Genomic DNA, 23,554 nt, shown 5'->3' on the forward strand with positions numbered 1-23,554 from the left:
ACTTATAACAAAGAACTGAGTTAGAAATAAGCCTACTCCTACCCTTCCACTCCTCTACAAAACCATTACATCACAATCTTAAAACCATCCTCTTGAGAATTTTCATTATTATTGTATCGGTGTTCTTGGTGTCTGTTTCTTGTAGGAATGACAAGACTGCAACAGAAGTTGATAGTTTTACCCTATCAGTACAAGCCAAAAATTTTCCTGACAGCACTAAAGTTGTTCTTTACAATAGAGATATTGATAAGGATATAGACTCAGCTTTTGTGGTTAATGAACGTTTTGACTTTTCTGGAACAGTAGCGCTACCATCGCTTTCTTATTTGAACTTTTATGATAAAAACGGTAAGCCACTAGAACCTTATATTTTTTTCTTTTTAGAAAATACCAATATGTCCGTTACAGGAGAGTACTCAGACTTCCTTAATGCAAAAGTAACAGGCTCTGAGCAAACAGATCTATATACCGTATATAACGCTATATCCCAAGACAACGATACATCAAATAGGTTTCAAAAAGAAGTAGACTTCCTCTACGCTAATGCCAATAGCCAAATGGCCTTGACGGAACTACTATACAAGAAAAAACAAATCTCAAAAGATAGCTTGTTATTCTTTTATGAGAAATTAGATACAATCAATACAAACTCAATAAAGGGTCAGGAGTTACTGACCTATGCAAAAGCGATTGATATCCAAGCTGGAGATAGATTTAGAGACATCAAAGGGGCAGATCTAGAAGGCAAACAACACAAAATCTCTGACTATGCTGGAAAAGTAATTTTATTAGATTTCTGGGCAGCTGGTTGTCGTCCTTGCCGTTTACAAAACAAAAAGGAGTTTCCTGAGTTAATTAAAAAATTTAGCAAAGACGATTTAGTTCTCATAAGTTATTCCCTTGACACTGATAAAAAGAGCTGGAAACAATCAAGCGAAAAGGATAATATCAATTGGCTTAATATTTCCGATTTACAAGGAATGAAAGGTGATAATGTTTCAAAATATGCCGTTACCGCTATTCCTAATAGCTTTTTAATTAATCAAGAAGGTATTATCGTAAGATCATTCATAGGCTTTACTGAAGGCACAAACACGATTGAAAAAGAGATTAATAAGCTTTTGGAGTAGAACGAAACTTATTTTTTGTGTACTAGGCTGTTTTCCAAACTATAAGATACTCTAAAAAAAACAAAAGTTATCATTTTGGTAACTTTTTTAATATATTTGCGTCAAATACATTGAAGTGAAAATATTTTCGAGAGGAACATTACGAGATTTTTGGGAAAAACATGGTAATTGCGAATTACAATTGAAGTCGTGGTATCGTGAAACTGAAAATTCAAATTGGTCAAATATCAACGAACTCAAATCGGAATATCCAACAGCTAGTATTTTGAAAGACAATCGGATTGTTTTTAATATTAAAGGAAATGATTACCGACTCATTGTAAAATTTAATTTTGAATACCAACTTGCATGGATTCGTTTTATAGGAACGCACGCTGAATATGACAAAATTAACGCAAACGAAATTTAAGATGAATATAAAACCTATTAGAAACGAAGCAGATTACAAAAAGGCTCTTGAACGTTTAGAAATCCTCTTTGATGCAACAATGGGAACTGAAGAAGGCGACGAACTAGAGATTCTTTCCATTGTCATTGACAACTACGAAAAAGAGAATTTTCCGATTGGAATGCCTGACCCAATTTCAGCCATTAATTTTAGAATGGAACAGATGGGATTGAAACAAAAGGATTTAGTGGAAATGATTGGTTTCAAAAGTCGAGTGAGTGAAATAATGAATAAAAAGCGTAAGCTCACTTTGGAAATGATAAGAAACCTAAACACTACATTACACATCCCAACCGACGTACTTATCCAGGATTATTGAGAAATCTTAAAGGAAACACACCAATGAAAAAACTACTACTTCCCCTACTCCTAGTTGGAATTCTTATTGCAGGATGCAATCCGGCTACAGAGAAAACAAATACGCTACAAGAGTTCTTCAGTTATACTGAGAATGGCGAGACCTTAATCAGTGCGCATCGCGGTGGTAAGAGTTATGCAGGCTACCCTGAGAACTGCTTAGAAACCATGAAATACATCAAAGAGTCTATTCCAAACGCGTTGTTTGAAATTGACGTGGCAAGTAGTGAAGACGATGTTTTATTTCTTATGCATGACAGTTCGCTGGAAAGAACAACAACAGGCTCTGGAAGAGTAGATCAAAAAGATTGGGCAACACTCTCACAACTCCACCTCAAAGATGATTTTAACACCATTACTAATTATAAAATCCCATTATTTAAGGATGTGTTAGACTGGGCAAAAAAGGAAAACGCCATCCTCACGGTTGACATTAAGCGCAGCGTTGATCCAGAACTTGTACTTCGTTTTATAGAGGACAACGATGCCTTAGCGCAATCGATGATTATTACTTACTCTATGGAGACGGCACAGCAACTTTACAAGTTAAATCCTGAGGTTGTACTTTCTGTTAGCATTAGAAATATGAAAGAGTTTGATACAGCTGCTAGCTCTGGCATTCCATGGGAAAATATGGTCGCTTTTACGGGAACCATAGAATCAGATCCATCATTGTATGCCAAATTACATGAAAAGGGAGTGATGTGTATGCTAGGAACTCTAGGTAACCTTGATAAAAAAGCCAAAACAAGAGGCGATGTACTCTATAAAGAATGGACAAAGCTTGGCATAGACGTCTTTGCAACCGATAGACCACTTGAAGTGCAAAAAGCACTTTCAAATTAGCAAATCAACCAGCAACACCTAGTATTAAAATAACCCAGTAACAGCATTTACGACCTTAGATTACCACACTCATGAACAGACTAACACTTCTAATCCTTTCAATCGTATTAATTTCTTGCAATAACACCGAAAAGAAAGAGCAGCTTCCAGAGAAAAAGCAGGTAGTACAACCAACAATTAAATCCATAGAAGAAGTTAAAAGCAAAATCAAACGTTTTAATGATTTCATCACGAGCGATTACGAACTTGTGATTTCTAGAAATGAACTCAATAAAGTAATGTCAGATTTTAATAAAGACGGCGTTTCTGATTATGCGGTATTACTAGCCAGCGGAAAAAACGACAGAGACTACGCAAACACAAAAGATGTGCGCCTTGCTATTTTTGAAGGACAAGCAGATGGTTCTTTTATACTCAAAAGCCAAACCGGTAATTTGACTTCAGCCTTTTTACATGTAAACCCTAACCGAAGAATAAAAGTTGCCAGAGCAAATGTGATCAGTGTGAAGCACGAATCGATGAGGCATGACTATGAGTTACAAATCAAATATGATAAAACATACAACGACTATATGCTCATAGGCTCCGAATATAACAACTACGGCAACGCCGAAAAAGATGGCGCCGGTAACATAAGCTCCAACTTTATAGAAGGTAAAAGAGTGTCGACTATTGGTAAGAACAAAACAACGAATTTAGATAAGAAGCTATTGCCTATTTCAGCAATTAACGACGGTACTGTTTATGAATTGATTGGTGGGTAGGGTTTTGGTTTTATGATGATTTTGTAAAAGCGATTACTGTTTGATTGTTACGCTTTCGCGAAAGCGTATGCTTCACTATGATTACTTGCGTGTTATTATAAAAAAATGTAAATTAAGAATTTACGTTCTAAATTACATACATCTAACTGATAGTCAACACTTTTAAACTAATTTTAAGTTTCAATGTAAAGGTTTTTTATTACGTCGTGATATAAGTCAACAGAAATATATAATTATAGTCAAAACCTACATGAAAAAACTTCTATGCTTGATCCTCATAATTTTTCTAGGGTATAACTTAAAAGCTCAAGCCACATCTAGTAAAGTTCCTATATCTATTACCTACTCAGAAAATGGGCAGGCTTTTATTAAGTCAACTTCCTACGACCATGAAATTGCAACAACCAGAGGTTTTTCAGAAGTTTATAAAAATGGTGAAAAATTATATACCCTAAACAGATCATTTGATTTATATAAAAATGCAAAATTTAGATTAGTTCTATCTAATGATGGAAGCACAATCATATATTTTACTAATCACAAGAATTATGAAGGTGATGATTTTAATAATGTAACTATTTATAAAAACGGAAAACTAGTTGAGTCATACAGCACTAGTGAGTTTACCAATTGCAATTACAGCAACGAAGATTGTGGCCTGATTTATACACAATCTCAAATAGAAAGAATCGCCACTTTAAAATCAGGAATCCCAGATAATGAGAAAGAAATATTTCTAAAAAATAATTTCTTGTTAGTAAATAATGGTTTTATCTATTTAGTTGATCAAAGAAAACAAGTAATAAAATATGATATTGAGCAACTAAAAGTAATTAAGCTGTTTGACTTTGACGGTATGTTTGACTTTTTGAAAGACTTTTCTCCTCCACAATCAAATATTGAATATTTCGACTACTACAATGGCAAGTATATTGCCTTGTCTGATGTAAAAGAAATAAAGTCAAATAAAACTATCGCAAAAGGAATTGCCAATTTATCAAAACTTAAATATATTGATTATGATGATAAATATTATAAGGCAAGTAACAAAATTGACTTAGAAGGATACTTAGTAAGAGGAGGTACGTTTGAAGTTGAAAAATTAGTAATTGATACCACTGTATTTGATAGAGAATTAATTCTAGGCTATTTGCAAAATACACACTTTGATGTCGATGGTATGATTCCAAAAGAGGTAGATAGATTATTTATAAATAGTTTTTTTGGAAGATTCAGACCAAAAAGTATAACAAAATCACGTGATCTAATAAAAGAAAGAAGAGCTTTAAGACTAGAGAATTATAGAAGAGATATCCTTCTTGATTCAATCAATGGGATTTATATTCCTAAAAATATTTATGAAGCTAATGTAGCCTTAGATAATTTTTTAAGTTATCATGCAAAAAAGCAAGTATTGGAAAAAGAGAATCAATGGATGCTCAATTCACATATGGGAGGACTGGGTATGACGATTAAATATAGATGGCATATTAACGAAGGTTCTAGGCTTTCATACTATTTCAATAAAAGAGATATTTATGACAGAGATGAGATTTCTGGAATTTTAATTATGCAATACATAAACTGGCTTAATGGAGATAAGGAGTCGTATAAAATATGGGAGGAAGAAAATCCAATGATAAAATAGAATTTCTCAATTAGTTCTGTAATCGATTCTTCTTCTAATCGTAAAACCTATTAAACCAATAGTTGTTTCACGATGTATAAAGGGAGATTACGCTCAATAAAGATGAGCAATTAACTAACTACATATCAATACTCTAAAGATATTTTTGTGTCAATATAAATCATAAAACTTTTGACATGCCTACAGAAACAAAAAAATCAGACAACGTTCTTGAACAATTTTTAAGCGAATTTGAAACCTTAGTATCCGGAATCACCGAGCACGCATTAAAAAATGCAGAGGACGAAGATGAAAAGGCGGTGATACAATCATTTGCACCATCACTTAATAATCAAATTTTTGAACTCAATCAGTTCATAAGAGAGAGCGCAAAAAAGTCATCAAAACAACAAGAACATGACGTTATTGAAGTTTTGAAAATAAGCTCAGGTGTATCACTTGCCAAAAATGCAAAAGGGATGTTCCCTAGCATAGGTTCCCTCGTAGGAAAACTTGGAATTGATAGAATTATCAAAGAAATTAAAAAGATTATCTACGCTATTCTTGATATGATAGGAATCAAACTGCCTAAATGGTTGGATAAAATCATTAACCTTATTGATGAAATAATCGCATTTATCTTATCAGGAGGCTCTTCAAAAATGATGACTACATTTTCTATTCAAGAGCAGAATTACTTGAACGAATTAACACAGCTAGCCAAATTAGAGCAAGCGCACCAATTCAAGTTTCAAGAGGATGAAGATGAGGAATAAGACATTAGAATAAAAAAGCTGCACTAAGCAGTTAGCGTTCTAGTCCATTACTACAAGCTTTTAATTCAATCTATGCCATTATAAACCTTTGGCTTGCGCTATAAGTTGTGGCTCATGATTGTATTAAAAGCTTGTTTTTTTATAGATATTTCAATGGCTGTTACGCTTTCGCGAAAGCGTATGCTTCACTATAAATTCTTGTATATTTAATGTAAGATAAATTGCTATTCACTATTAACAGATTAGAATCCATAAAGTTCCACTCCCTAATCTTTGATTATTATTTATGCTAGAAACTATCAGACTAAGGTTTGAGCCAATATCTCCAAAACATCTAGAAGATGCTGCAGATATGTTTTGTACTAATAATCGCGTTATGGCATCTACACTAAAAGAAAGCGTTTTTACTAGAAGCGAATTTGATTCCTTACTTCATACAGATTTTATAAATGAGCAAGAGCCTGTATTTGGCTTCCGGTGCGTTATATTAAAAGAGAGCAATCGTTTTATAGGAGTCTCTGGTATCCATAAAATTAAGTATCAAGATAAAGAGTATTGTGAATTTGGTTTTATATTAAACGATAGTCACTGGGGTCAAGGTTTTGCCACAGAGATAGGTCACCACTGGATTTTGTATGCAGCAGAAACCCTACAACTTGACCAGATTATTGCCACTGTAAGTCCGCACAACCTAGCATCTAGAAGAGTATTAGAAAAACTTGATATGAAGTATATGGATCAAGTAACATCTGCAGATAGAGGCGACCGCATTATCTTAGGTAGGACGCTCTCATAGCATTGATTACAATGGCATATTTGGGATATTCATTCATACCAACTTACAAGACTACATATCTTTTAAGTACAGGATTCTCAATAGTTGTACCTTTCGCGAAAGCGCACTAATCCATCATTAACTTCCATTAAAGACTGAAAGACATAATAAACGTATATTTATCGCTTTGTTATTATGTAAATATCTTAATACGCTTTATGCCATCATCTTCCCTCTATAAACTCTACAAGTACTTAAATAATGAAGGCGATGAGCTTGTTTGTAAAGGCATTACAGATGAGGCCTGTAAACATGTTGCTACCAATTACTTTAGCATACTTTTTACACACACCTTTACAAAACTGGGTGATACACTTAGCAACCCTAAAACAGTGCTCACATGGCTCATGAATTATGTGGGAGCACCGGTTTTTCTCATAAGTCTCATTGTCCCTATACGTGAGTCTGGTGCCCTTATCCCGCAAGTTGCTATCTCAAACTATGTAAAAAGAAAACCCATACGTAAGTACATCTGGGTTATAGGTGCTATTATTCAAGGTCTTGCTATTGCTGCAATAGGGATTGTCGCATTACAATTTGAAAAACAAACCGCAGGGTGGTTAATCATTGTATGTTTAATTGTTTTTAGCCTTGCGCGTGCTCTAGCTTCTGTGAGTTCTAAGGATGTAAAAGGAAAGACTATCCCAAAAACGAGGAGAGGAAAACTAGGAGGTTATACCTCCTCATTTGCTGGTATTTTAGTTCTTGTTGCAGGTTTGTACATTACCTATAAGTCTAAAACTAATGAGGATATACAGTTTTATACAAACCTCATATTTTTTGCAGCTTCCATGTGGATCATTGCAGCGGTGATTTATGCTTTTATCAAAGAATTCCCAACAGACATTACAACAGACGAGAGCGAGCAGAATAGTATTCTAGATAATATAAAACTGCTTAAAGAAGATAGCCACCTAAGAAACTTCGTGATCGCAAGATCGTTATTACTCTGCTCTGCCCTATCTGCACCGTTTTACGTCACATTAGCACAAAATAACGTGGAGGGAACTAGCTATCTATTAGGGTTACTCATTATCTCAAATGGACTTGCCTCTATTGTTAGTTCGCCATCCTGGGGAAAGCTGGCAGATAAATCTAGTAAAAATACGATGGCATATGCAGTTACGATAGCCTCGCTTTGTGGTATCATGTTGGTCATTCTAGTAAGTTTCACAGCAGCTCTTAAAACGCAATTATGGCTATATCCCTTGGCTTTCTTTATCCTCGGTATTGCGCACAGTGGCGTGCGTCAAGGTAGAAAAACATATGTTTTAGATATGGCAAAGGGTAATGAAAGAACAAATTATGTCTCTGTAAGTAACACCATCATAGGGATCATTTTACTTTTTACAGGAGGATTGAGCGCTGTGTTATCCTTGATATCCGTAGAGGTTGTTATCGTTGTACTATCTATTTTAGGCTTTTGGGGTGCCATAAAAAGCTACCGCCTGCCTAATGTTGAAAAGAAAAAGGTATAATTAGACCCAAACGTAAGAACTAATCACAAATAAAGTAAACAGAAAACAAATATTATAAAAGGAATTGATGTGAGGCCAATTTTCGCGTAACCCTATTATTCACATCACATTTGGTTGCATACTAAAAAGCAAGTAAGTTTGTTATTCATCCAGAACATAGCAACCAGAACCTACTTATCATGACACAAGATCTTACTAATCTAGCCTTCAACCTTCTACCCGCAGTGATCGTTGCGTTGCTGGCATATTACTTTTTTAGCCAGTACATAAAGGAGCAACAAGGACAACGCAGATTCCAACTTCATAAAGACAATCAGGCAAATGCGTTACCGCAAAAATTACAAGCCTATGAGCGCATTACACTCTTCCTTGAACGTATCTCACCAGGCAATCTAGTATCGCGTGTAAAGCCTTACAGTGATGATGCAAATGAATATGAAGCGCTTTTATTACGCACCATTACAGAGGAATTTGAGCATAATTTATCTCAGCAAATCTATATTACTCAAGAGTGCTGGAACGTGGTGCGCACTGCCAAAAGTGCAACTGCAGCCCTCATTCGTAAGACTAATATGAGCGATAAAGTGGATACTAGTGATAAATTGCGTGAGACAATCTTACGTGATCTTATGGATACGCCAGCTCCTAGCGACACGGCTTTACAATTTATCAAACAAGAAGTAAGCGAGATTATCTAGTTATAACGCGTTTATACGTTTTAAATAAGCGATTTCTTGTTCTGAGAGGTCGCTTTTTATATTCAGAAGCATAGCGGCTATTTTTGGATTTTTAAGGGCATTAGTAAGTAGCTTTCTTGCGCTTTCGCGAAAACGCCAAACGTGATGTACACTAGCTTCTATAAGATTATGCAAGCTCTCCTCCTCATAAGATTCTAGCTGTCTTACATAGTTAAATGCATTCTCCCGTAGCTGATACGGTTGAGATGGTGCTGTATAACCTATAAGCTCTTTATAACGAGCTAAAGATTGCTCAGGCTTATATTGTGGTGTCGCGAGGGATAACGCAAGCCACAGTGTTCTTATATTGCCATCTGAAAATCCCATCTGATTATCCATAAGGTCGAGTACTTTACGTTGTGACGTAGGATCATTGCGTTGCTGGTGATATACCCACAATTTAATCATAGCCTGCTCTCGTGTGATATAGCTCTGATCACTAAGCAACTCATAAAACTCAAGAACTAGTACTTCTGGAACTTCCTCAAGCGAACTAGCAATAGCTTGTCTTATAAAAACATTCTCTGTTGCCATGGCGCTTTTATATGCCGGAAGCGTAGCGTTTATAGATTCTTGTGAGAGCTGGTAAATCGCCTCTGCACCTAGATAGTCGTTTTTTGTATTTATGGCATTCATGAGCGCTGTAAACTTAGAAGAAAGCGCCACTGCTCTACCCGACTGCAGTTGGAAATACTGCTGCATGAATGCGTTTTCCTTGAGGGAAGCAAGCGCTTCCTCTGCTTGGAAGGCACTCTGGTATAACCAGTTTTTCTTAAATGCAGTGAGATCCATGCTTGTTACTGCGGCTACTTCTGCCATAAATAGGTCTGTTGTGACGTTTTTATAAGCGTACTTAGTCAGGTAATTTCTTACTGCGGTATCAAAAGCTTCGGCTCCTAATTGTTCTCGTAGTATATGCACTGCCCACGCGCCTTTTTGATAATACGTGAGGCTGCTCCCTCCAGCAGCTACGAGTCTCTGCCCTTCGCCCATATCGCTGAGTTCACGTAGCTGCTCTGCGGTTTCAAAAAGCTTGAAGTAAAAATAATCATCTCCAAAAATCTCACGCTCTGCTAGGAATGCGTAATACGTAGCAAAACCTTCATGGAGCCAGTGATGCTCACTACTAATTTCTGTGACTAAATCTCCAAACCATTGATGCGCGAGCTCGTGTGCGTTTACATTTACATAATTACGATCTGTAAAGCCTATCTCATCTACCATAAAACTATCTGAAAACACAGTGAGGCTTGCGTTTTCCATCCCTGCATACAGAAAATCCTTTACGGGAACTTGTTTATAATCTTGGAAAGGAAACGGCACTCCAATCGTGGTTTCTAAGAAGTCAAAAATCTCTTTTGAGTGTTTATAAGTAGTCGCAACTTTGAGCGAGTCCTCAGGATGGTAATAATACTCCAACGTAACTCCAGAACTAGCAGTCTCGCTCTTCATGGCATAATTCCCAGCTACAAGCGCAACGAGATAGCTAGAAATAGGTTGTTGCATATCAAAAGAAGAAAACAGAGCACCATAATCTTTTAAAACTCTATTCCCTTTTCCATTTGCTATGATGGTCTTACTATTATGTCCAGCTACTTTTAAGTCAAAAACAATCTTATCGTTCATATCATCTATACTCGGTAACCAGTGCGATGTATACTTCCCTTGTCCTTGCGTCCAGAATTCTTCTTTACCGTTATTATTTACAAAGTAAGCCGCTTTTAATGGTTTCACTTGATAATCAAATTGGGCTTTGTAGGTTGTACCTGCCTTAAATTCCCCAGTGAGAACAATGGTACTATCTGTAGCAGTGACAGTGATTGACGGTGTTTTATCTACAACCTTCATTGCGACGCCATCCACGACTACCTGATCTACATTTTGTAATATCATAAAGGTGGTTTCAATGGATCCCAAAACGGATTTACTGTCAAAATCTAAGGACAAGGACGCATTTATGGTCTTAAAATCAACAGAAGCGGTTTGTGGAGATATATCTTGAGCATACGCCTTCGCGAAAGCGCAACAGGTGATTAAAAACAGGAATAGGTATTTCATAATTTAAAAATAACAACTTTTAAGCCACTATCTTTTAAATATCAATTCGAAAATCTGATTAAAGACCTTATTTTTACTTTAATGAATCCCACTTTTTTACAAACTCCAATAGATTACCTCAAAGGCGTAGGTCCTAACAGAGCAGACTTGCTCCGCTCTGAGCTGGGTATTCATACCTTTCAGGACTTGATGCACCTGTTTCCGAATCGGTATATTGATAAAACGCAGTATTACAAAATAGGCGAACTAGAACGTAATAATGCCGATGTGCAAATAATAGGCAAGTTTTCAGGACTCAAAATGATAGAAGGAAAAGGGCGACGACTCGTTGCTACTTTTAAAGATGAAACTGGGCAAATGGAGCTTGTGTGGTTTAGAGGACATAAATGGATTAGGGAGAGTATAAAGCTCAATACTCCTTATGTGATTTTTGGAAAATGTAATTATTACAACGGTAATTTTTCCATGCCTCATCCAGAAATGGAGCTACTTGCAGATCATGAAAAAAGTATCAAATCTGCGATGCAACCGGTATATCCATCTACCGAAAAATTGAGCAATCGAGGGATCACAAATAAGGTGGTAAATGGCGTCATGCAAACCCTCTTTTTAGAGTGTAAAAATCACCTCTTTGAGAGCCTCTCAAAACCCATCCTAACTGAGCTTAAATTGATGCCAAAAAGAGAGGCGCTTTTGAACGTTCATTTCCCGCAATCTCAAGAGCATTTAGCAAGGGCACAATACCGATTAAAATTTGAAGAATTTTTTTACATTCAGCTGCAATTAGCATTCAAAAATGTAAACCATAAAACTAAAATAAAAGGGTATCCATTTGAAAAAATAGGACCTAATTTCACCACCTTTTACAATGACCATTTACCCTTTGAATTAACGGGTGCACAAAAAAGAGTGCTCAAAGAAATTCGTCATGACCTGGGCACAAATGCCCAGATGAATCGTCTTTTACAAGGAGATGTAGGTTCTGGGAAGACCATAGTAGCACTCATGTCAATGCTCATGGCGCTTGACAACGGTTTTCAAGCTTGCCTGATGGCGCCTACTGCCATCCTGGCAGTGCAGCACTATCATGGTTTAAAAGAATTATGTAAAGAATTGAACACCAGTATTTCACTACTACAAGGCTCAACCAAAACTTCAAAAAGAAGAATCATTCATGAACAGCTAGAAAATGGTGAGTTAAACATCTTAATTGGGACCCACGCACTGCTAGAAGACAAGGTGAAATTTAAGAATCTTGGACTTGCAGTAATCGATGAGCAACACCGTTTTGGCGTAAAACAACGCAGTAAATTATGGCATAAAAATGAGTACCCACCACACGTACTTGTGATGACCGCCACCCCTATTCCACGTACCCTTGCTATGACCGTTTACGGCGATCTAGATGTGAGTGTTATAGACGAACTTCCACCGGGTAGAAAGTCCATAAAAACAGTGCACAGATATGACTCAAACAGGCTCAAAGTTTTCAAGTTTATTAGAGACGAAATTGCACTAGGAAGACAGGTCTATATTGTATACCCATTAATCCAAGAATCTGAGGCCATGGATTACAAAGATTTGATGGATGGATATGAGAGTATTTCGCGAGAATTCCCCATGCCAAAATATCAAATTTCTATCGTCCACGGACAAATGAAACCAGCCGATAAGGAGATTGAAATGAATCGTTTTATCAAAGGCGAAACACAAATCATGGTCGCCACTACCGTTATTGAAGTTGGCGTAAATGTGCCTAACGCATCTGTGATGATTATAGAAAGCGCAGAACGTTTTGGGTTAAGTCAGCTACACCAATTACGTGGTCGTGTAGGTCGTGGCGCAGAGCAGAGTTACTGTATTTTGATGACCAGTCATAAGTTGTCAAGCGACAGTAAAGTGCGTTTAGAGACGATGACACGCACCAATGATGGTTTTGAAATCGCAGAGGTTGATCTAAAGCTACGTGGTCCTGGTGATATTACAGGAACCCAACAAAGTGGTGCCTTAAACCTCAAGATAGCCGATATTATAAGAGATAATGACATCCTCAAAGTAGCCCGAAGCTATGCGTGGGCTGTGGTTAAGGATGATCCCACCTTTAAAAAAGAAGAAAATCAAATCATACGCTTCATGTATGCCCAGATGATGAAATTTAAAAATATCTGGAGCTATATATCTTAATTACTCAGCTAGTAACTGCGCTACAAATTCCTCAAACTCCTCTTTAAACTCAAGGTGCTTCTCCCCTGTCGCTGTACCGTTATATCCAGTGTGGATGCGTCTCACAGCACCATCTTTATCAATATAAATCGTAGTTGGGTATGAAAGTACATGATTAAGCATAGGCAGCTTTTCGGCTGCTTTTTTCTTGTCGGCTCCTTCTCCATACTGCGCAAGCAGCACTGGATAAGGTAATTGCAACCTATCTGTAAGTCGGTTAATACTTTGTATTGCTGTCTCTTCGGTTTTTGCATATTCAAATGCTAGTCCCACTAATTTTAAATCCTCATTAGGGTGACTCACTAGGTAATCTCTAAAAAACGTAGACTCTTCAAGACAATTAGGACACCATGAACCTAGTATTTGCACAAGCACCACTTTATCCTTGTATTCCTCATCTTGCAAAGAAACTATACGACCGCTGGTATCTTTAAATGAAAAATCAAATCGATCATACCCTTCTTTTAAATACGTAAGCCCTTTTGCGTCTGGCAATTCGTAGTCATTATTTTTTATCGCTGTAAATGCTTCTTTAAAGTGGTTTCCGCTATAGAACTGCCCCTGCATCGTACTATCTGTTACAGTTGCCACAAAGAGAAAAGCATGCGCTCCGTCAAATGTTGACAGTCTAAGTTCGTCGCCATCTAACTTCCCCTCGAGATAACGGTAATCCCCTGTAGTTGTTCTAAAAGTACCCGTAACAATATCACCATCTGACTTGAAAGTACCTTTGGCGATGTATCGTTCGTCAGCATTATCTGGACTAAAAACAGTCTCCCAACTACCATCAATATTGACAATCGCTTCATTCTCGCTTAGTGCTTCGCCTGCAGAAATAAAACGCTCTTTTACTCCGTAATTTATTGTAAACGGCACCACACGATCAAGACTTGGCTTTATAAAAGAGCCCGTTATTTGATTTCCGCTTTCGCGAAAGCGTCCCACAAAATATCCTTCAAAAACAGGAGTTTGGATACGTATACTATCGCCATTAATCACAATCTCGTCCACCTCTATGCGCTCCTCTGCGTTATAAATGGAAATAGTTCCATCATCATTTGCCTCAAATATAAAGGGAAGTTCTTCTTGATCTTGAACAGCTAGTGTAGCTCTCCAAAAGCCTGAATTCAACTTTTGAGGGGTGATTACTACCTTGTCTTGTTTGCAAGAAATAATGTTAATAAATGAGATGAGAATAAGTATCTGTTTCATAAATCAAAGATATACCAACACAGTCTCATTCTTTTAAAGCTTTACAGAAGTTTAAAATAGTAAGCTACGCATAAAGTCTCACCGCCTAGTAATTAGAAAATGCCAAACACCTACAAAACAGTGTTTATAGTCACCAATTATCGAGATGACGTGTTGCTAAAACACGCTTTTGCGAAACTAGTACCTAACTCACCTCGGGAGGCGTAAAAAAACTACTGAGATACTCGCTCATCTGCTTTGCTCACTAGCTAGGTTATTCTATCTTTGACGTCTTAAAATCGCAACGTTTTATGAAGATTTCTTACAACTGGCTAAAGCAGTTTATCGATATAGATTGGAGTGCCGAAAAAACCGGAAACCTCCTTACAGACCTAGGTCTAGAAATTGAAGGAATAGACACCTACCAAAGTGTAAAAGGTGGACTAGAAGGAATTGTAATAGGTCACGTACTTACTTGTGTGCAGCATGAAAATGCAGACAAACTCAAGATAACCACAGTAGATATAGGTGCAGATAAACCTGTACAAATAGTATGTGGAGCTCCTAATGTCGCAGCAGGACAGAAAGTACCCGTAGCAACCATAGGAACTACACTTTACACAGAAGAAGGTGAGGCTTGGAAAATAAAGAAAGGTAAAATACGCGGTGAAGAATCTCACGGAATGATCTGTGCAGAAGACGAGCTTGGGCTAGGTAAAAGCCACGATGGAATTATGATTCTTAATGAGGATCTTATCCCTGGAACACCAGCCGCAGAGGTTTTTGAAATAGAAAACGACCAAGTTTTTGAGATAGGATTAACACCTAACCGTGCAGATGCAATGAGCCATTGGGGTGTTGCCCGTGATCTTAAGGCAGGTTTATTACAACAAGGGGTTAATAAAGGTCTTATTACTCCATCTACATCTTCATTTAAAATTGAGAAGCGCCTACACAAGATCGATGTTCAAGTACTAGATGCAGAAAAAGCACCTCGTTATGCAGGAGTTGTGATCAGCGACTTAAAAGTGAGCGAATCTCCAGAGTGGTTAAAGCACAGACTTAAAGCCATAGGCCTCTCTCCTATTAACAACATTGTAGATGCGACTAATTATGTATTACATGATCTAGGACAACCACTACACGCTTTTGATTTAAACAAGATTGCAGGAGATAAGATTGAAGTGCGCACTGTAGAAGCAGGTACTAAGTTTACTACACTAGACGGTGTAGAGCGTGAGTTACATGAAGATGACTTAATGATTTGTGACGCAGAGAAACCTATGTGTATTGCAGGAGTTTTTGGTGGAGCCCACAGCGGAGTTACAGAAAACACCTCTGCTATATTTTTAGAAAGCGCCTATTTCAACCCTGTTGCTGTACGTAAGACGGCTAAACGTCATGGTTTAAATACAGATGCATCTTTCCGTTTTGAGAGAGGTATCGATCCTAATATTGCAGAGTATGCTCTCACTAGAGCCGCGCTTCTTATTATGGAAATTGCTGGTGGAGAAATTACTAGCGAGATTGTAGACATCTACCCAAAGAAAATAGAAGATCAACAGGTATTCTTGAACTTTGATAACGCTACAAAACTTATAGGAGAAGAACTTCCTAAGGAAGTTATTAAAGGTATATTGATGTCACTAGATATCAAAATCAATAACGTTACAGAAAGTGGCATTGGGATGACTATTCCTGCTTTTAGAAACGATGTAACTCGCGAGGCAGATGTTATAGAAGAAATTCTAAGAGTGTACGGTTACAATAATATCACCTTTGGTAAAAAGCTTAATGCTACGGTGTCTTCAAGTTCAAAATTTGACGATCACAAAGTAAGCGACGTGATAGGAAACCAACTTGCCGCTCAAGGTTTTTATGAGATGATGGCAAATAGTCTTACTACACCAGCATATACAGCACTTTCTGAAAATCTTAAGGAGGAGCATCAAGTTGAGATGCTTAATCCGCTAGGGAAAGAATTGAGTGTGATGCGACAGTCTATGTTATTTTCTGGATTAGAAGCTATCTCATACAACGTAAACCGTCGTAGAGGAAACATTAAACTCTTTGAGTTTGGTAAAACCTACCATAACTACACAGAGGAGCGCAAAGAAGATAAGCACCTTGCCCTATTTGTTACTGGAAGTCGCACCGAAGAATCATGGACCAACCCTACCACTCCAACTAACTTCTATTACCTCAAAGGCGTGGTAAGCGCTGTACTAGAAAAATTAGGGATTACTAGAGTACGGTCTTCTGCAGTGAAGAATGATATTTTTTCTGAAGCCGTAGGACTATCACTAGGAAAACAACAAGTAGTAAGCTACGGTATCGTTAAGAAAAGTATCCTCAAGAAATTTGACTTATCCCAAGATGTGTATTATGCAGATTTTAACTGGGATGCTATTTTAGAGATTGCTGCTCGTAATAATGTTAAGTTTAAGGACATTCCAAAATATCCTTCTGTACGACGTGACTTTGCACTTTTACTAGATGCAAATGTTCAGTTTGAAGATATTACAACCATTGCAAAGCAAACCGAGAAACAATTACTTAAAGATGTAAATCTTTTTGACGTTTACGAAGGTAAAAATCTTCCTGAAGGCAAGAAAAGTTATGCAGTAAGCTTCTTGTTACAAGACGAAAACAAGACACTTACAGATAAGCAGATAGACAAAACGATGAATAAACTGCAACAGCGTTTTGAAAAAGAGCTAGGAGCTACACTTCGATAGTAAGGTAGCTGTACTATTTTGAAGCTCTTAGATACTTGATGTATCTAAGAGCTTTTTTTTTGCTCATATTTTCTTAACTGTTTTGTTTAATTAATACATAAATCACCTAGTATCAATTATTCCCATTGACATTATCGCATTTGTATTGTATCTTTAAAAGAAAAAAAGATGCTATTATCCAGAACCAACATTCACGAAAAGTTACTTCGTGAGCGCAGTAAAAGTGAGCAAGAACAAGATATCCTAGCACAAGTACAACAGGTTTTTGATCAAGACCGCTTTCGCGAAAGCGGAATCCTCAAAACCCTAAACGAAGCTTCTGAGGCAGGTTATAACGAGTTTGACTTTGACTTACTTGAAACTTCAAAAATCTTCCACATTAAACAAATAGAGAAAATTTGCGTAGACTACAGACTGCGTTTTCTCGATACCAAATACTTTAAAGGAAAATACCCTCAAGAGGTTCTTGATAATATTAAGTACCTTGAAAACACACACCAAACAGAACTTGATGGTTTTAAGATCATCGCTCCTTCTAAAATGTTTGTGTTAGAAAAAGCAGATGATCCTTTATTATTTGCACCTATGGGTAATGGCTATTACTACCTTATACACCAGTGGGGTAATGACCTCAATCCTTTCAGAAAACAATGGGCATGGTCATTTAAGTCTATTGAAAACTTAATAATTACAACAGTACTCATTAGTATAGTGGCGACATTATTAACACCAGACGGTCTTTTTACAAAGAATCAAGATTTTGGTCAAGATATTATGGTATTTTTCTTTATGTTTAAATCCATCGGAGCGGTAGTTTTATTTTATGCATTTGCACTAGGTAAGAACTTTAATAAAGCGATATGGAATAGTAAGTACGATAAAACAAGATAACCTTACCAAAATAATATATGAGCATACTTCCAGATTCTCGTTATGAAAAAATCCACACTGGGTCTATCATCGAAACAAAAAGATTACAGGCCATTCTAGAGGAGAAAGACATCCCAAGTATAGTGAGAGATGATAACGAGAGTGCAAAGCTGGCAGGCTACGCGCTAGGCTCTCCTGATCAATCTAGATTGCTTGTTGACAAAGAGTATCTGGTAAAGGCAAAACATATTGTAGAAATTGCTCTTGAAGACTTTTCAAACAACGCACTATCTGACGAGGAATTAAACAATCTATCGCAACAAGAAGCGCCGAAAGTAACAATCAATAGAATCACAAGACCAGCACCAGAAAAGAAAAAGCCAGAATTATCTTCTGGCCGTCTTCTCTTATATGTATTTTTCTTAGGACTATCCATATGGAGACTCTCACCGTTACTTCAAGGTGAAGAGCTTCCTACTTTGCGCATTGTGCTAAGTGGAGGCCTCATTGTTTTTTGTAGCTATATGCTCATTACACACTTTATGAACAAGAGTAAGGCTTAGCCTTACTCATACATTGCCATACGTTGTTCTTTTATACTCTTATCGCTCATGTACTCATCAAAGTTCATGTAGCGATCTATAACACCCTTAGGCGTTAATTCTATCACACGGTTACCTACCGTGCTCGCAAACTCATGATCATGTGTTGTAAGCATCACAGTGCCCTTGAAGTTTTTAAGTGCATTGTTAAACGCTGTAATTGATTCTAGATCCAAGTGGTTAGTAGGTTCATCTACCATAAGGATATTTGCACGCTTCATCATCATTTTTGAAATCATGCAACGTACCTTCTCCCCTCCTGAAAGGACATTAGACATTTTAAGCGCCTCTTCGCCAGAGAAAATCATTTTCCCTAAGAAACCTCTCAAGAAAACTTCTTCTCTTTCCTCTTCTGTTTGCGCATACTGACGTAACCAGTCTACAAGATTAAGCGTTCCATCTTGAAAGTAAGAAGCGTTATCTAAAGGCAAATAAGATTGTGTAGTAGTTACTCCAAAATCAAAAGTCCCGCTATCTGCTTGTTGATTACCATTTATAATCTCATAAAAAGCAGAGGTTGCACGGCTATCTCTTGAAAATAACACAGCTTTATCGCCTTTATTCAAATTCATATCAACTCCTTTGAACAAAACTTCACCATCTAGAGAAGCACTTAAACCAGTACAGTTAAAAATCTGATCACCAGCCTCACGATCTCTATCAAATATAATCCCTGGGTATCGACGACTTGATGGCTTAATCTCTTCGATGTCTAGCTTATCAATCATCTTCTTTCGAGAAGTTGCTTGCTTAGACTTTGCAACGTTTGCAGAGAAACGAGCGATAAATTCTTGAAGTTCTTTTTTCTTCTCTTCAGACTTTTTATTTTGCTGTGCGCGTTGTCTTGCTGCTAGTTGTGAAGACTCATACCAAAAGGTATAGTTACCGCTATAGTGGGTAATTTTATTGTGATCAATGTCTGAGATATGTGTACAAACCGCATCAAGGAAGTGACGGTCATGCGATACAACGATCACACAGTTGTCATAGTTTGCAAGGAAATTCTCTAGCCAAGAAATTGTTTCATAATCCAAGTCGTTTGTAGGCTCATCCATAATAAGAACATCTGGATTTCCAAAAAGCGCTTGTGCAATAAGCACACGTACACGTTGCTTACCATCAAGATCTGCCATCATGGTATAATGGTTATCTTCTTTGATACCTAAGTTAGAAAGCATAGTTGCAGCATTACTATCTGCATTCCATCCATTCATTTCCTCAAACTTTACTTGAAGCTCTCCGATACGATCTGCGTTTTCATCCGTATAGTCTGCATACAGTGCATCGATTTCTGCTTTAATTTCATAAAGAGGCTTGTTACCCATCACCACTGTCTCAAGGACATTATACTCATCATAAGCATAGTGGTTTTGCTCTAGCACAGACATACGTTTTCCTGGCTCGAGGTGCACATGACCAGAGGTAGGATCTTGTTGCCCTGTAAGTATTTTTAAAAAGGTAGACTTTCCTGCTCCGTTTGCACCTATGATGCCGTAGCAATTACCGTTAAGAAATGAAGTATTAACTTCATCAAATAAAACACGCTTACCAAATTGAACTGAAAGATTAGAGACTGATAACATAAAAAACTTCTATTTTGAGCGTGCAAAAATACCTATAATTAAAGAAATTATAATGATAACAAACACAAAATGCTTTTAACGATATGTTAACAATATGCAAAAGTCATTAAAGTTACTTTTGGAAATAGCACAATAAGCTATCTTATTAAGTGTAAATTTACCTTTTATGAAGTACCTCCTACTCTTACTTATAGTATCTACCACCTTTACAAGCTGCGTTTTTGAAGAAAATGATAAAGCTCAAGGGACATATCTAGGTGGGCAGATTATCAATCCTGTACAGAGTTATGTGCTGCTACGTAAGGGAGAAGTAGTGACAGATAGTATTCCACTAGACAGAAGAAATAGGTTTCTATATAAATTTGACGATTTCCAACCTGGACTATACAGACTAGAGCATGGAGAACATCAATTAGTGCATATAGAAGAAGGAGACAGTATATTACTAAGAGTAAATACTAAGGATTTTGATGAGTCACTTAGTTTTTCTGGTTATGGGTCGGAAAAAAGCACTTTTTTACTAGACATGTATTTACATTGGGAGAGTGAAAACGAAGGCATTAAGAAAAAATATCAAAAAAATCCAAAGAATTTTCAGAAGACGCTAGATTCCATGGCGATTACTCATAAAGAAGAACTAGATAAGTTTTTGCTTGATAAAGATTATTCGGATGAATTTATTGAAATAGCAACATCTGTAACAGAATTTGATAATTACCAGCGTAAAGAATGGTATCCATTTGCTCATTATGGGAAAGACAAGTTATCCTTCATTGATAGCTTACCTAATGATTTTTATAGCTTTCGCGAAAGCATAGATGTAAACAATCCCAATCTTGAAGAACTTTACAGTTTTAGAAGATATCTTGCTTCTTACATTAATAACCTCACCTACCTTCGTTATGGAAAGGAAAACGATTATAATCGCACATCATACATACACAACCATCACCAGATAGCGGTTATAGACAGTCTTATCAATAATAAAGACCTTAAGGAGCGACTTTTATCTCAAATGTCTCGTATTTTTATTGCTAACAGTAATAATCTAGACGAAGTTGATAAGCTTTTTGACGAAATAAAGGAAGTCTCTACTTCTGATGAAACGGTAACGCTAGTCGATGCATTATATGACAATAATAAATCTATGCAAGCAGGAAATATGATTCCTGATGTCATGATCGTAGGTGTAGATTCTGGAATGACTACCCTCTCTAGTCGTATTACAAAGCCTACAGTGTTATTTTTTTGGTCGTATTTAAGAATGGCTCATATGGACAACTCCCATGCAAAAGTTCGCGAGCTGCAAGCAAAGTATCCTGAGTTCAATTTTATTGCTATTAATGTGAATACAGAGCATAACAAATGGATGCTTCACTTAGAGAAAAATGACTTTGACGAATCTAAAGAATTTAGACTAGCAAAACCAGAACAAGCTAGAAAGCAACTTGTGCTTAATGATATTAACAAGACCATCGTGCTTGATAAAAATGGAAAAATTTTAAACAGTCACGCAAACTTGCACAACTCTAAATTTGAAAACGAACTACTAGCTTATTTAAATCAATAGGCACCAACTTATATCAATGAAAAAGCCCCTTTTACTTTACAGTAAAAGGGGCTTTTAAATGGTGTGAGATATGTATTAATTATTACCCTTCTCGTAATCTGCTAAGAATTTTGCAAGACCGCTATCTGTAAGTGGGTGCTTTAATAATCCCTCTATAGATGATAATGGTCCCGTCATTACATCTGCTCCTATTTTTGCACAATCTATTACGTGCATAGTGTGACGTACAGATGCTGCTAGAATTTGAGTTTCAAACATATAGTTATCATAAATGTGACGAATCTCTGCAATTAAATTTAACCCATCTGTAGAGATGTCATCTAGTCGTCCTATAAATGGAGAGACATATGTTGCTCCAGCCTTTGCTGCAAGTAAAGCTTGCCCGCAAGAAAATACAAGTGTACAGTTTGTGCGTATTCCTTTATCAGAAAAATATTTTATAGCTTTAATACCATCTTTAATCATAGGTACTTTTACAACGATTTGCTCATGTAATGCAGCAAGCTCTTCCCCCTCTTTTACCATCTCATCATAAGTGGTTGCGATTACCTCTGCACTTACATCACCAGTTACGATCTCACAGATATCTTTATAATGTTGTAATATCTTTTCACGTCCAGTAATGCCCTCTTTAGCCATTAGTGATGGATTTGTAGTAACACCATCAAGAATTCCTAGATCTTGTGCTTCTTTAATTTGGTCAAGGTTTGCTGTATCTATAAAAAATTTCATAGTCTTTTCTTTTTATGATTTTACACAAATGTAGCTAAAAGTGATGTGCAGAAGCTAAGAGCGTGTTTAATTGTTTGTTAACTAAAGTTTATAATGATTAAGAAGTAGTTTTTCATACCAAGTATCTGGCAGTATGCGCTTAAGCGCAATACTAAAACGCTGCATAAAGAATCCTACTCGATAATGCACTTTAGGGTTTTTTGACTCCATCACACGTTTAACCACTTTTGCCATGATTACGGTGTCCATTCCTTCATCTACATGCGCATCCATTAATGAAAGTGTATTCTTATAATTCTCTTTGTATGGCGAATTGTGAAGCACTGGTGCATGGTAACGGCCTGCAGCAATATTAGTAGCAAAGTCACCTGGAGCAACCGTAGTCATCTTTACATTAAACTCTTTAAGTTCCATGCGGTACGCCTCTGTAGTAATCCCAAGGGCTCCTTTGGTCGCAGAGTAAATACCTCTATAAGGTAATCCCATATACCCTGCTATTGAGGTTATATTAATTACCATGCCGCTGCGCTGTTTACGCATTGTGGGCAACACCGCCTTTATTACTTCTAATGCTCCAAAGTAATTAGTCTCAAATACTCTTTTAATTTCAGCATCTGGTGTTTCCTCTAGAGGACCTGTAATACCCATTCCAGCATTGTTAATCAGGTAGTCTAATCTCCCTTCCTTTTCTAATACAGACGTTACAGCAGCCGCAATAGTCGCTGGCTTTGTAACATCTAGTGCAACCATATGCACTCCTTTTTCTATATTATTTTTTGGGTTACGGCTCGTTCCATATACAGTATACGACTGGTTTACAAGATACTGAGCAATGGCTAAACCTATTCCTGAGGAAGCCCCAGTGATTAAAACTACTTTTGACATAAATCTATTTAAAGGTGGTCAAAGATAAGAAGTTCGCTTATTGTTAATTAATACATGAGAGATTTTGTTAGTAGTATCTTTCTAAAGGGCAATTTGAGGGTTAC

General features: G+C 36.9%; 20 protein-coding genes. 15 read left to right on the forward strand and 5 right to left on the reverse strand.

The features are described from left to right. The first annotated feature begins 92 nt into the window (after positions 1 to 92). From KRODI_RS14475 to KRODI_RS14520, 10 genes are all read left to right on the forward strand, one after another. Positions 93 to 1,130 carry a TlpA disulfide reductase family protein gene (locus KRODI_RS14475; protein WP_013752371.1) on the forward strand — a complete coding sequence of 346 codons (1,038 nt, stop codon included), beginning with the start codon at positions 93 to 95 and terminating at the stop codon, positions 1,128 to 1,130. Between the two features lie 115 nt (positions 1,131 to 1,245). Beyond that, complete coding sequence (locus tag KRODI_RS14480; protein WP_013752372.1) at positions 1,246 to 1,539, forward strand: type II toxin-antitoxin system HigB family toxin; 294 nt, start codon at positions 1,246 to 1,248, stop codon at positions 1,537 to 1,539. A 1-nt stretch (position 1,540) separates the two neighbouring features. Then, positions 1,541 to 1,897: a type II toxin-antitoxin system HigA family antitoxin gene (locus KRODI_RS14485; protein ID WP_013752373.1), complete on the forward strand. Its 357-nt coding sequence runs from the start codon at positions 1,541 to 1,543 to the stop codon at positions 1,895 to 1,897. Positions 1,898 to 1,920: 23 nt separating this feature from the next. Beyond that, positions 1,921 to 2,781 carry a glycerophosphodiester phosphodiesterase family protein gene (locus KRODI_RS14490; RefSeq protein WP_013752374.1) on the forward strand — a complete coding sequence of 287 codons (861 nt, stop codon included), beginning with the start codon at positions 1,921 to 1,923 and terminating at the stop codon, positions 2,779 to 2,781. A 71-nt stretch (positions 2,782 to 2,852) separates the two neighbouring features. Then, positions 2,853 to 3,545 carry a hypothetical protein gene (locus KRODI_RS14495; protein WP_013752375.1) on the forward strand — a complete coding sequence of 231 codons (693 nt, stop codon included), beginning with the start codon at positions 2,853 to 2,855 and terminating at the stop codon, positions 3,543 to 3,545. A 250-nt stretch (positions 3,546 to 3,795) separates the two neighbouring features. After that, complete coding sequence (locus KRODI_RS14500) at positions 3,796 to 5,193, forward strand: DUF6794 domain-containing protein (protein ID WP_013752376.1); 1,398 nt, start codon at positions 3,796 to 3,798, stop codon at positions 5,191 to 5,193. Positions 5,194 to 5,369: 176 nt separating this feature from the next. Next, positions 5,370 to 5,948 carry a hypothetical protein gene (locus KRODI_RS14505; protein ID WP_013752377.1) on the forward strand — a complete coding sequence of 193 codons (579 nt, stop codon included), beginning with the start codon at positions 5,370 to 5,372 and terminating at the stop codon, positions 5,946 to 5,948. Between the two features lie 286 nt (positions 5,949 to 6,234). Beyond that, a complete protein-coding gene (locus KRODI_RS14510; RefSeq protein WP_013752378.1) occupies positions 6,235 to 6,744 on the forward strand; it encodes a GNAT family N-acetyltransferase in 510 nt (169 codons plus the stop codon). Positions 6,745 to 6,941: 197 nt separating this feature from the next. Beyond that, positions 6,942 to 8,261, forward strand: a complete 1,320-nt coding sequence (locus KRODI_RS14515; RefSeq protein WP_013752379.1) for an MFS transporter — start codon at positions 6,942 to 6,944, stop codon at positions 8,259 to 8,261. Between the two features lie 179 nt (positions 8,262 to 8,440). Then, a complete protein-coding gene (locus KRODI_RS14520) occupies positions 8,441 to 8,959 on the forward strand; it encodes a hypothetical protein (RefSeq protein WP_013752380.1) in 519 nt (172 codons plus the stop codon). Here the strand turns inward: KRODI_RS14520 and KRODI_RS14525 are convergent, their stop codons facing one another. Further along, positions 8,960 to 11,056: a M1 family metallopeptidase gene (locus KRODI_RS14525; protein ID WP_041295734.1), complete on the reverse strand. Its 2,097-nt coding sequence runs from the start codon at positions 11,054 to 11,056 to the stop codon at positions 8,960 to 8,962. Between the two features lie 81 nt (positions 11,057 to 11,137). On the opposite strand from KRODI_RS14525, the gene recG reads away from it, so the two are divergent. Further along, on the forward strand, positions 11,138 to 13,240 hold the full coding sequence (gene recG / locus KRODI_RS14530; RefSeq protein ID WP_013752383.1) for an ATP-dependent DNA helicase RecG: 2,103 nt from the start codon (positions 11,138 to 11,140) through the stop codon (positions 13,238 to 13,240). Here the strand turns inward: recG and KRODI_RS14535 are convergent, their stop codons facing one another. Then, entirely contained in the window at positions 13,241 to 14,491 is a 1,251-nt protein-coding gene (locus KRODI_RS14535; protein WP_013752384.1) for a peroxiredoxin family protein, read from the reverse strand. A 290-nt stretch (positions 14,492 to 14,781) separates the two neighbouring features. Between KRODI_RS14535 and pheT the strand changes: the two genes are divergently transcribed. From pheT to KRODI_RS14550, 3 genes are all read left to right on the forward strand, one after another. Continuing rightward, entirely contained in the window at positions 14,782 to 17,208 is a 2,427-nt protein-coding gene (gene pheT, locus KRODI_RS14540) for a phenylalanine--tRNA ligase subunit beta (protein ID WP_013752385.1), read from the forward strand. 168 nt (positions 17,209 to 17,376) lie between these two features. Then, positions 17,377 to 18,099 (forward strand): hypothetical protein, encoded by a 723-nt coding sequence (locus tag KRODI_RS14545; RefSeq protein ID WP_013752386.1) that lies wholly within the window; start codon positions 17,377 to 17,379, stop codon positions 18,097 to 18,099. 17 nt (positions 18,100 to 18,116) lie between these two features. Then, entirely contained in the window at positions 18,117 to 18,641 is a 525-nt protein-coding gene (locus KRODI_RS14550) for a putative signal transducing protein (protein WP_013752387.1), read from the forward strand. A gap of 2 nt (positions 18,642 to 18,643) precedes the next feature. On the opposite strand, the gene KRODI_RS14555 is transcribed toward KRODI_RS14550, so the two are convergent. Next, positions 18,644 to 20,263 (reverse strand): ABC-F family ATP-binding cassette domain-containing protein, encoded by a 1,620-nt coding sequence (locus KRODI_RS14555; protein WP_013752388.1) that lies wholly within the window; start codon positions 20,261 to 20,263, stop codon positions 18,644 to 18,646. 166 nt (positions 20,264 to 20,429) lie between these two features. On the opposite strand from KRODI_RS14555, the gene KRODI_RS14560 reads away from it, so the two are divergent. Further along, on the forward strand, positions 20,430 to 21,833 hold the full coding sequence (locus tag KRODI_RS14560; RefSeq protein ID WP_013752389.1) for a TlpA family protein disulfide reductase: 1,404 nt from the start codon (positions 20,430 to 20,432) through the stop codon (positions 21,831 to 21,833). 75 nt (positions 21,834 to 21,908) lie between these two features. Here KRODI_RS14560 and fsa read toward each other — a convergent pair whose 3' ends face one another. Both fsa and KRODI_RS14570 read right to left on the reverse strand, forming a co-directional pair. Further along, on the reverse strand, positions 21,909 to 22,565 hold the full coding sequence (gene fsa / locus KRODI_RS14565) for a fructose-6-phosphate aldolase (RefSeq protein WP_013752390.1): 657 nt from the start codon (positions 22,563 to 22,565) through the stop codon (positions 21,909 to 21,911). 81 nt (positions 22,566 to 22,646) lie between these two features. Further along, positions 22,647 to 23,450, reverse strand: coding sequence for an SDR family oxidoreductase (locus tag KRODI_RS14570; protein WP_013752391.1), 804 nt, complete (start codon positions 23,448 to 23,450; stop codon positions 22,647 to 22,649). Positions 23,451 to 23,554: the final 104 nt, after the last annotated feature.

Source organism: Dokdonia sp. 4H-3-7-5 (assembly GCF_000212355.1).
GTDB lineage: Bacteria > Bacteroidota > Bacteroidia > Flavobacteriales > Flavobacteriaceae > Dokdonia.

Excerpts from the sequence above, each read along its gene's own strand:
- KRODI_RS14485 (WP_013752373.1), top strand. The coding sequence starts at position 1,541 with ATGAATATAAAACCTATTAGAAACGAAGCAGATTACAAAAAGGCTCTT.
- KRODI_RS14490 (WP_013752374.1), top strand. The coding sequence starts at position 1,921 with ATGAAAAAACTACTACTTCCCCTACTCCTAGTTGGAATTCTTATTGCA.
- KRODI_RS14495 (WP_013752375.1), top strand. The coding sequence starts at position 2,853 with ATGAACAGACTAACACTTCTAATCCTTTCAATCGTATTAATTTCTTGC.
- KRODI_RS14500 (WP_013752376.1), top strand. The coding sequence starts at position 3,796 with ATGAAAAAACTTCTATGCTTGATCCTCATAATTTTTCTAGGGTATAAC.
- KRODI_RS14505 (WP_013752377.1), top strand. The coding sequence starts at position 5,370 with ATGCCTACAGAAACAAAAAAATCAGACAACGTTCTTGAACAATTTTTA.
- KRODI_RS14510 (WP_013752378.1), top strand. The coding sequence starts at position 6,235 with ATGCTAGAAACTATCAGACTAAGGTTTGAGCCAATATCTCCAAAACAT.
- KRODI_RS14515 (WP_013752379.1), top strand. The coding sequence starts at position 6,942 with ATGCCATCATCTTCCCTCTATAAACTCTACAAGTACTTAAATAATGAA.
- KRODI_RS14520 (WP_013752380.1), top strand. The coding sequence starts at position 8,441 with ATGACACAAGATCTTACTAATCTAGCCTTCAACCTTCTACCCGCAGTG.
- KRODI_RS14525 (WP_041295734.1), bottom strand. The coding sequence starts at position 11,056 with ATGAAATACCTATTCCTGTTTTTAATCACCTGTTGCGCTTTCGCGAAG.
- recG (WP_013752383.1), top strand. The coding sequence starts at position 11,138 with ATGAATCCCACTTTTTTACAAACTCCAATAGATTACCTCAAAGGCGTA.
- KRODI_RS14535 (WP_013752384.1), bottom strand. The coding sequence starts at position 14,491 with ATGAAACAGATACTTATTCTCATCTCATTTATTAACATTATTTCTTGC.
- pheT (WP_013752385.1), top strand. The coding sequence starts at position 14,782 with ATGAAGATTTCTTACAACTGGCTAAAGCAGTTTATCGATATAGATTGG.
- KRODI_RS14545 (WP_013752386.1), top strand. The coding sequence starts at position 17,377 with ATGCTATTATCCAGAACCAACATTCACGAAAAGTTACTTCGTGAGCGC.
- KRODI_RS14550 (WP_013752387.1), top strand. The coding sequence starts at position 18,117 with ATGAGCATACTTCCAGATTCTCGTTATGAAAAAATCCACACTGGGTCT.
- KRODI_RS14555 (WP_013752388.1), bottom strand. The coding sequence starts at position 20,263 with ATGTTATCAGTCTCTAATCTTTCAGTTCAATTTGGTAAGCGTGTTTTA.
- KRODI_RS14560 (WP_013752389.1), top strand. The coding sequence starts at position 20,430 with ATGAAGTACCTCCTACTCTTACTTATAGTATCTACCACCTTTACAAGC.
- fsa (WP_013752390.1), bottom strand. The coding sequence starts at position 22,565 with ATGAAATTTTTTATAGATACAGCAAACCTTGACCAAATTAAAGAAGCA.
- KRODI_RS14570 (WP_013752391.1), bottom strand. The coding sequence starts at position 23,450 with ATGTCAAAAGTAGTTTTAATCACTGGGGCTTCCTCAGGAATAGGTTTA.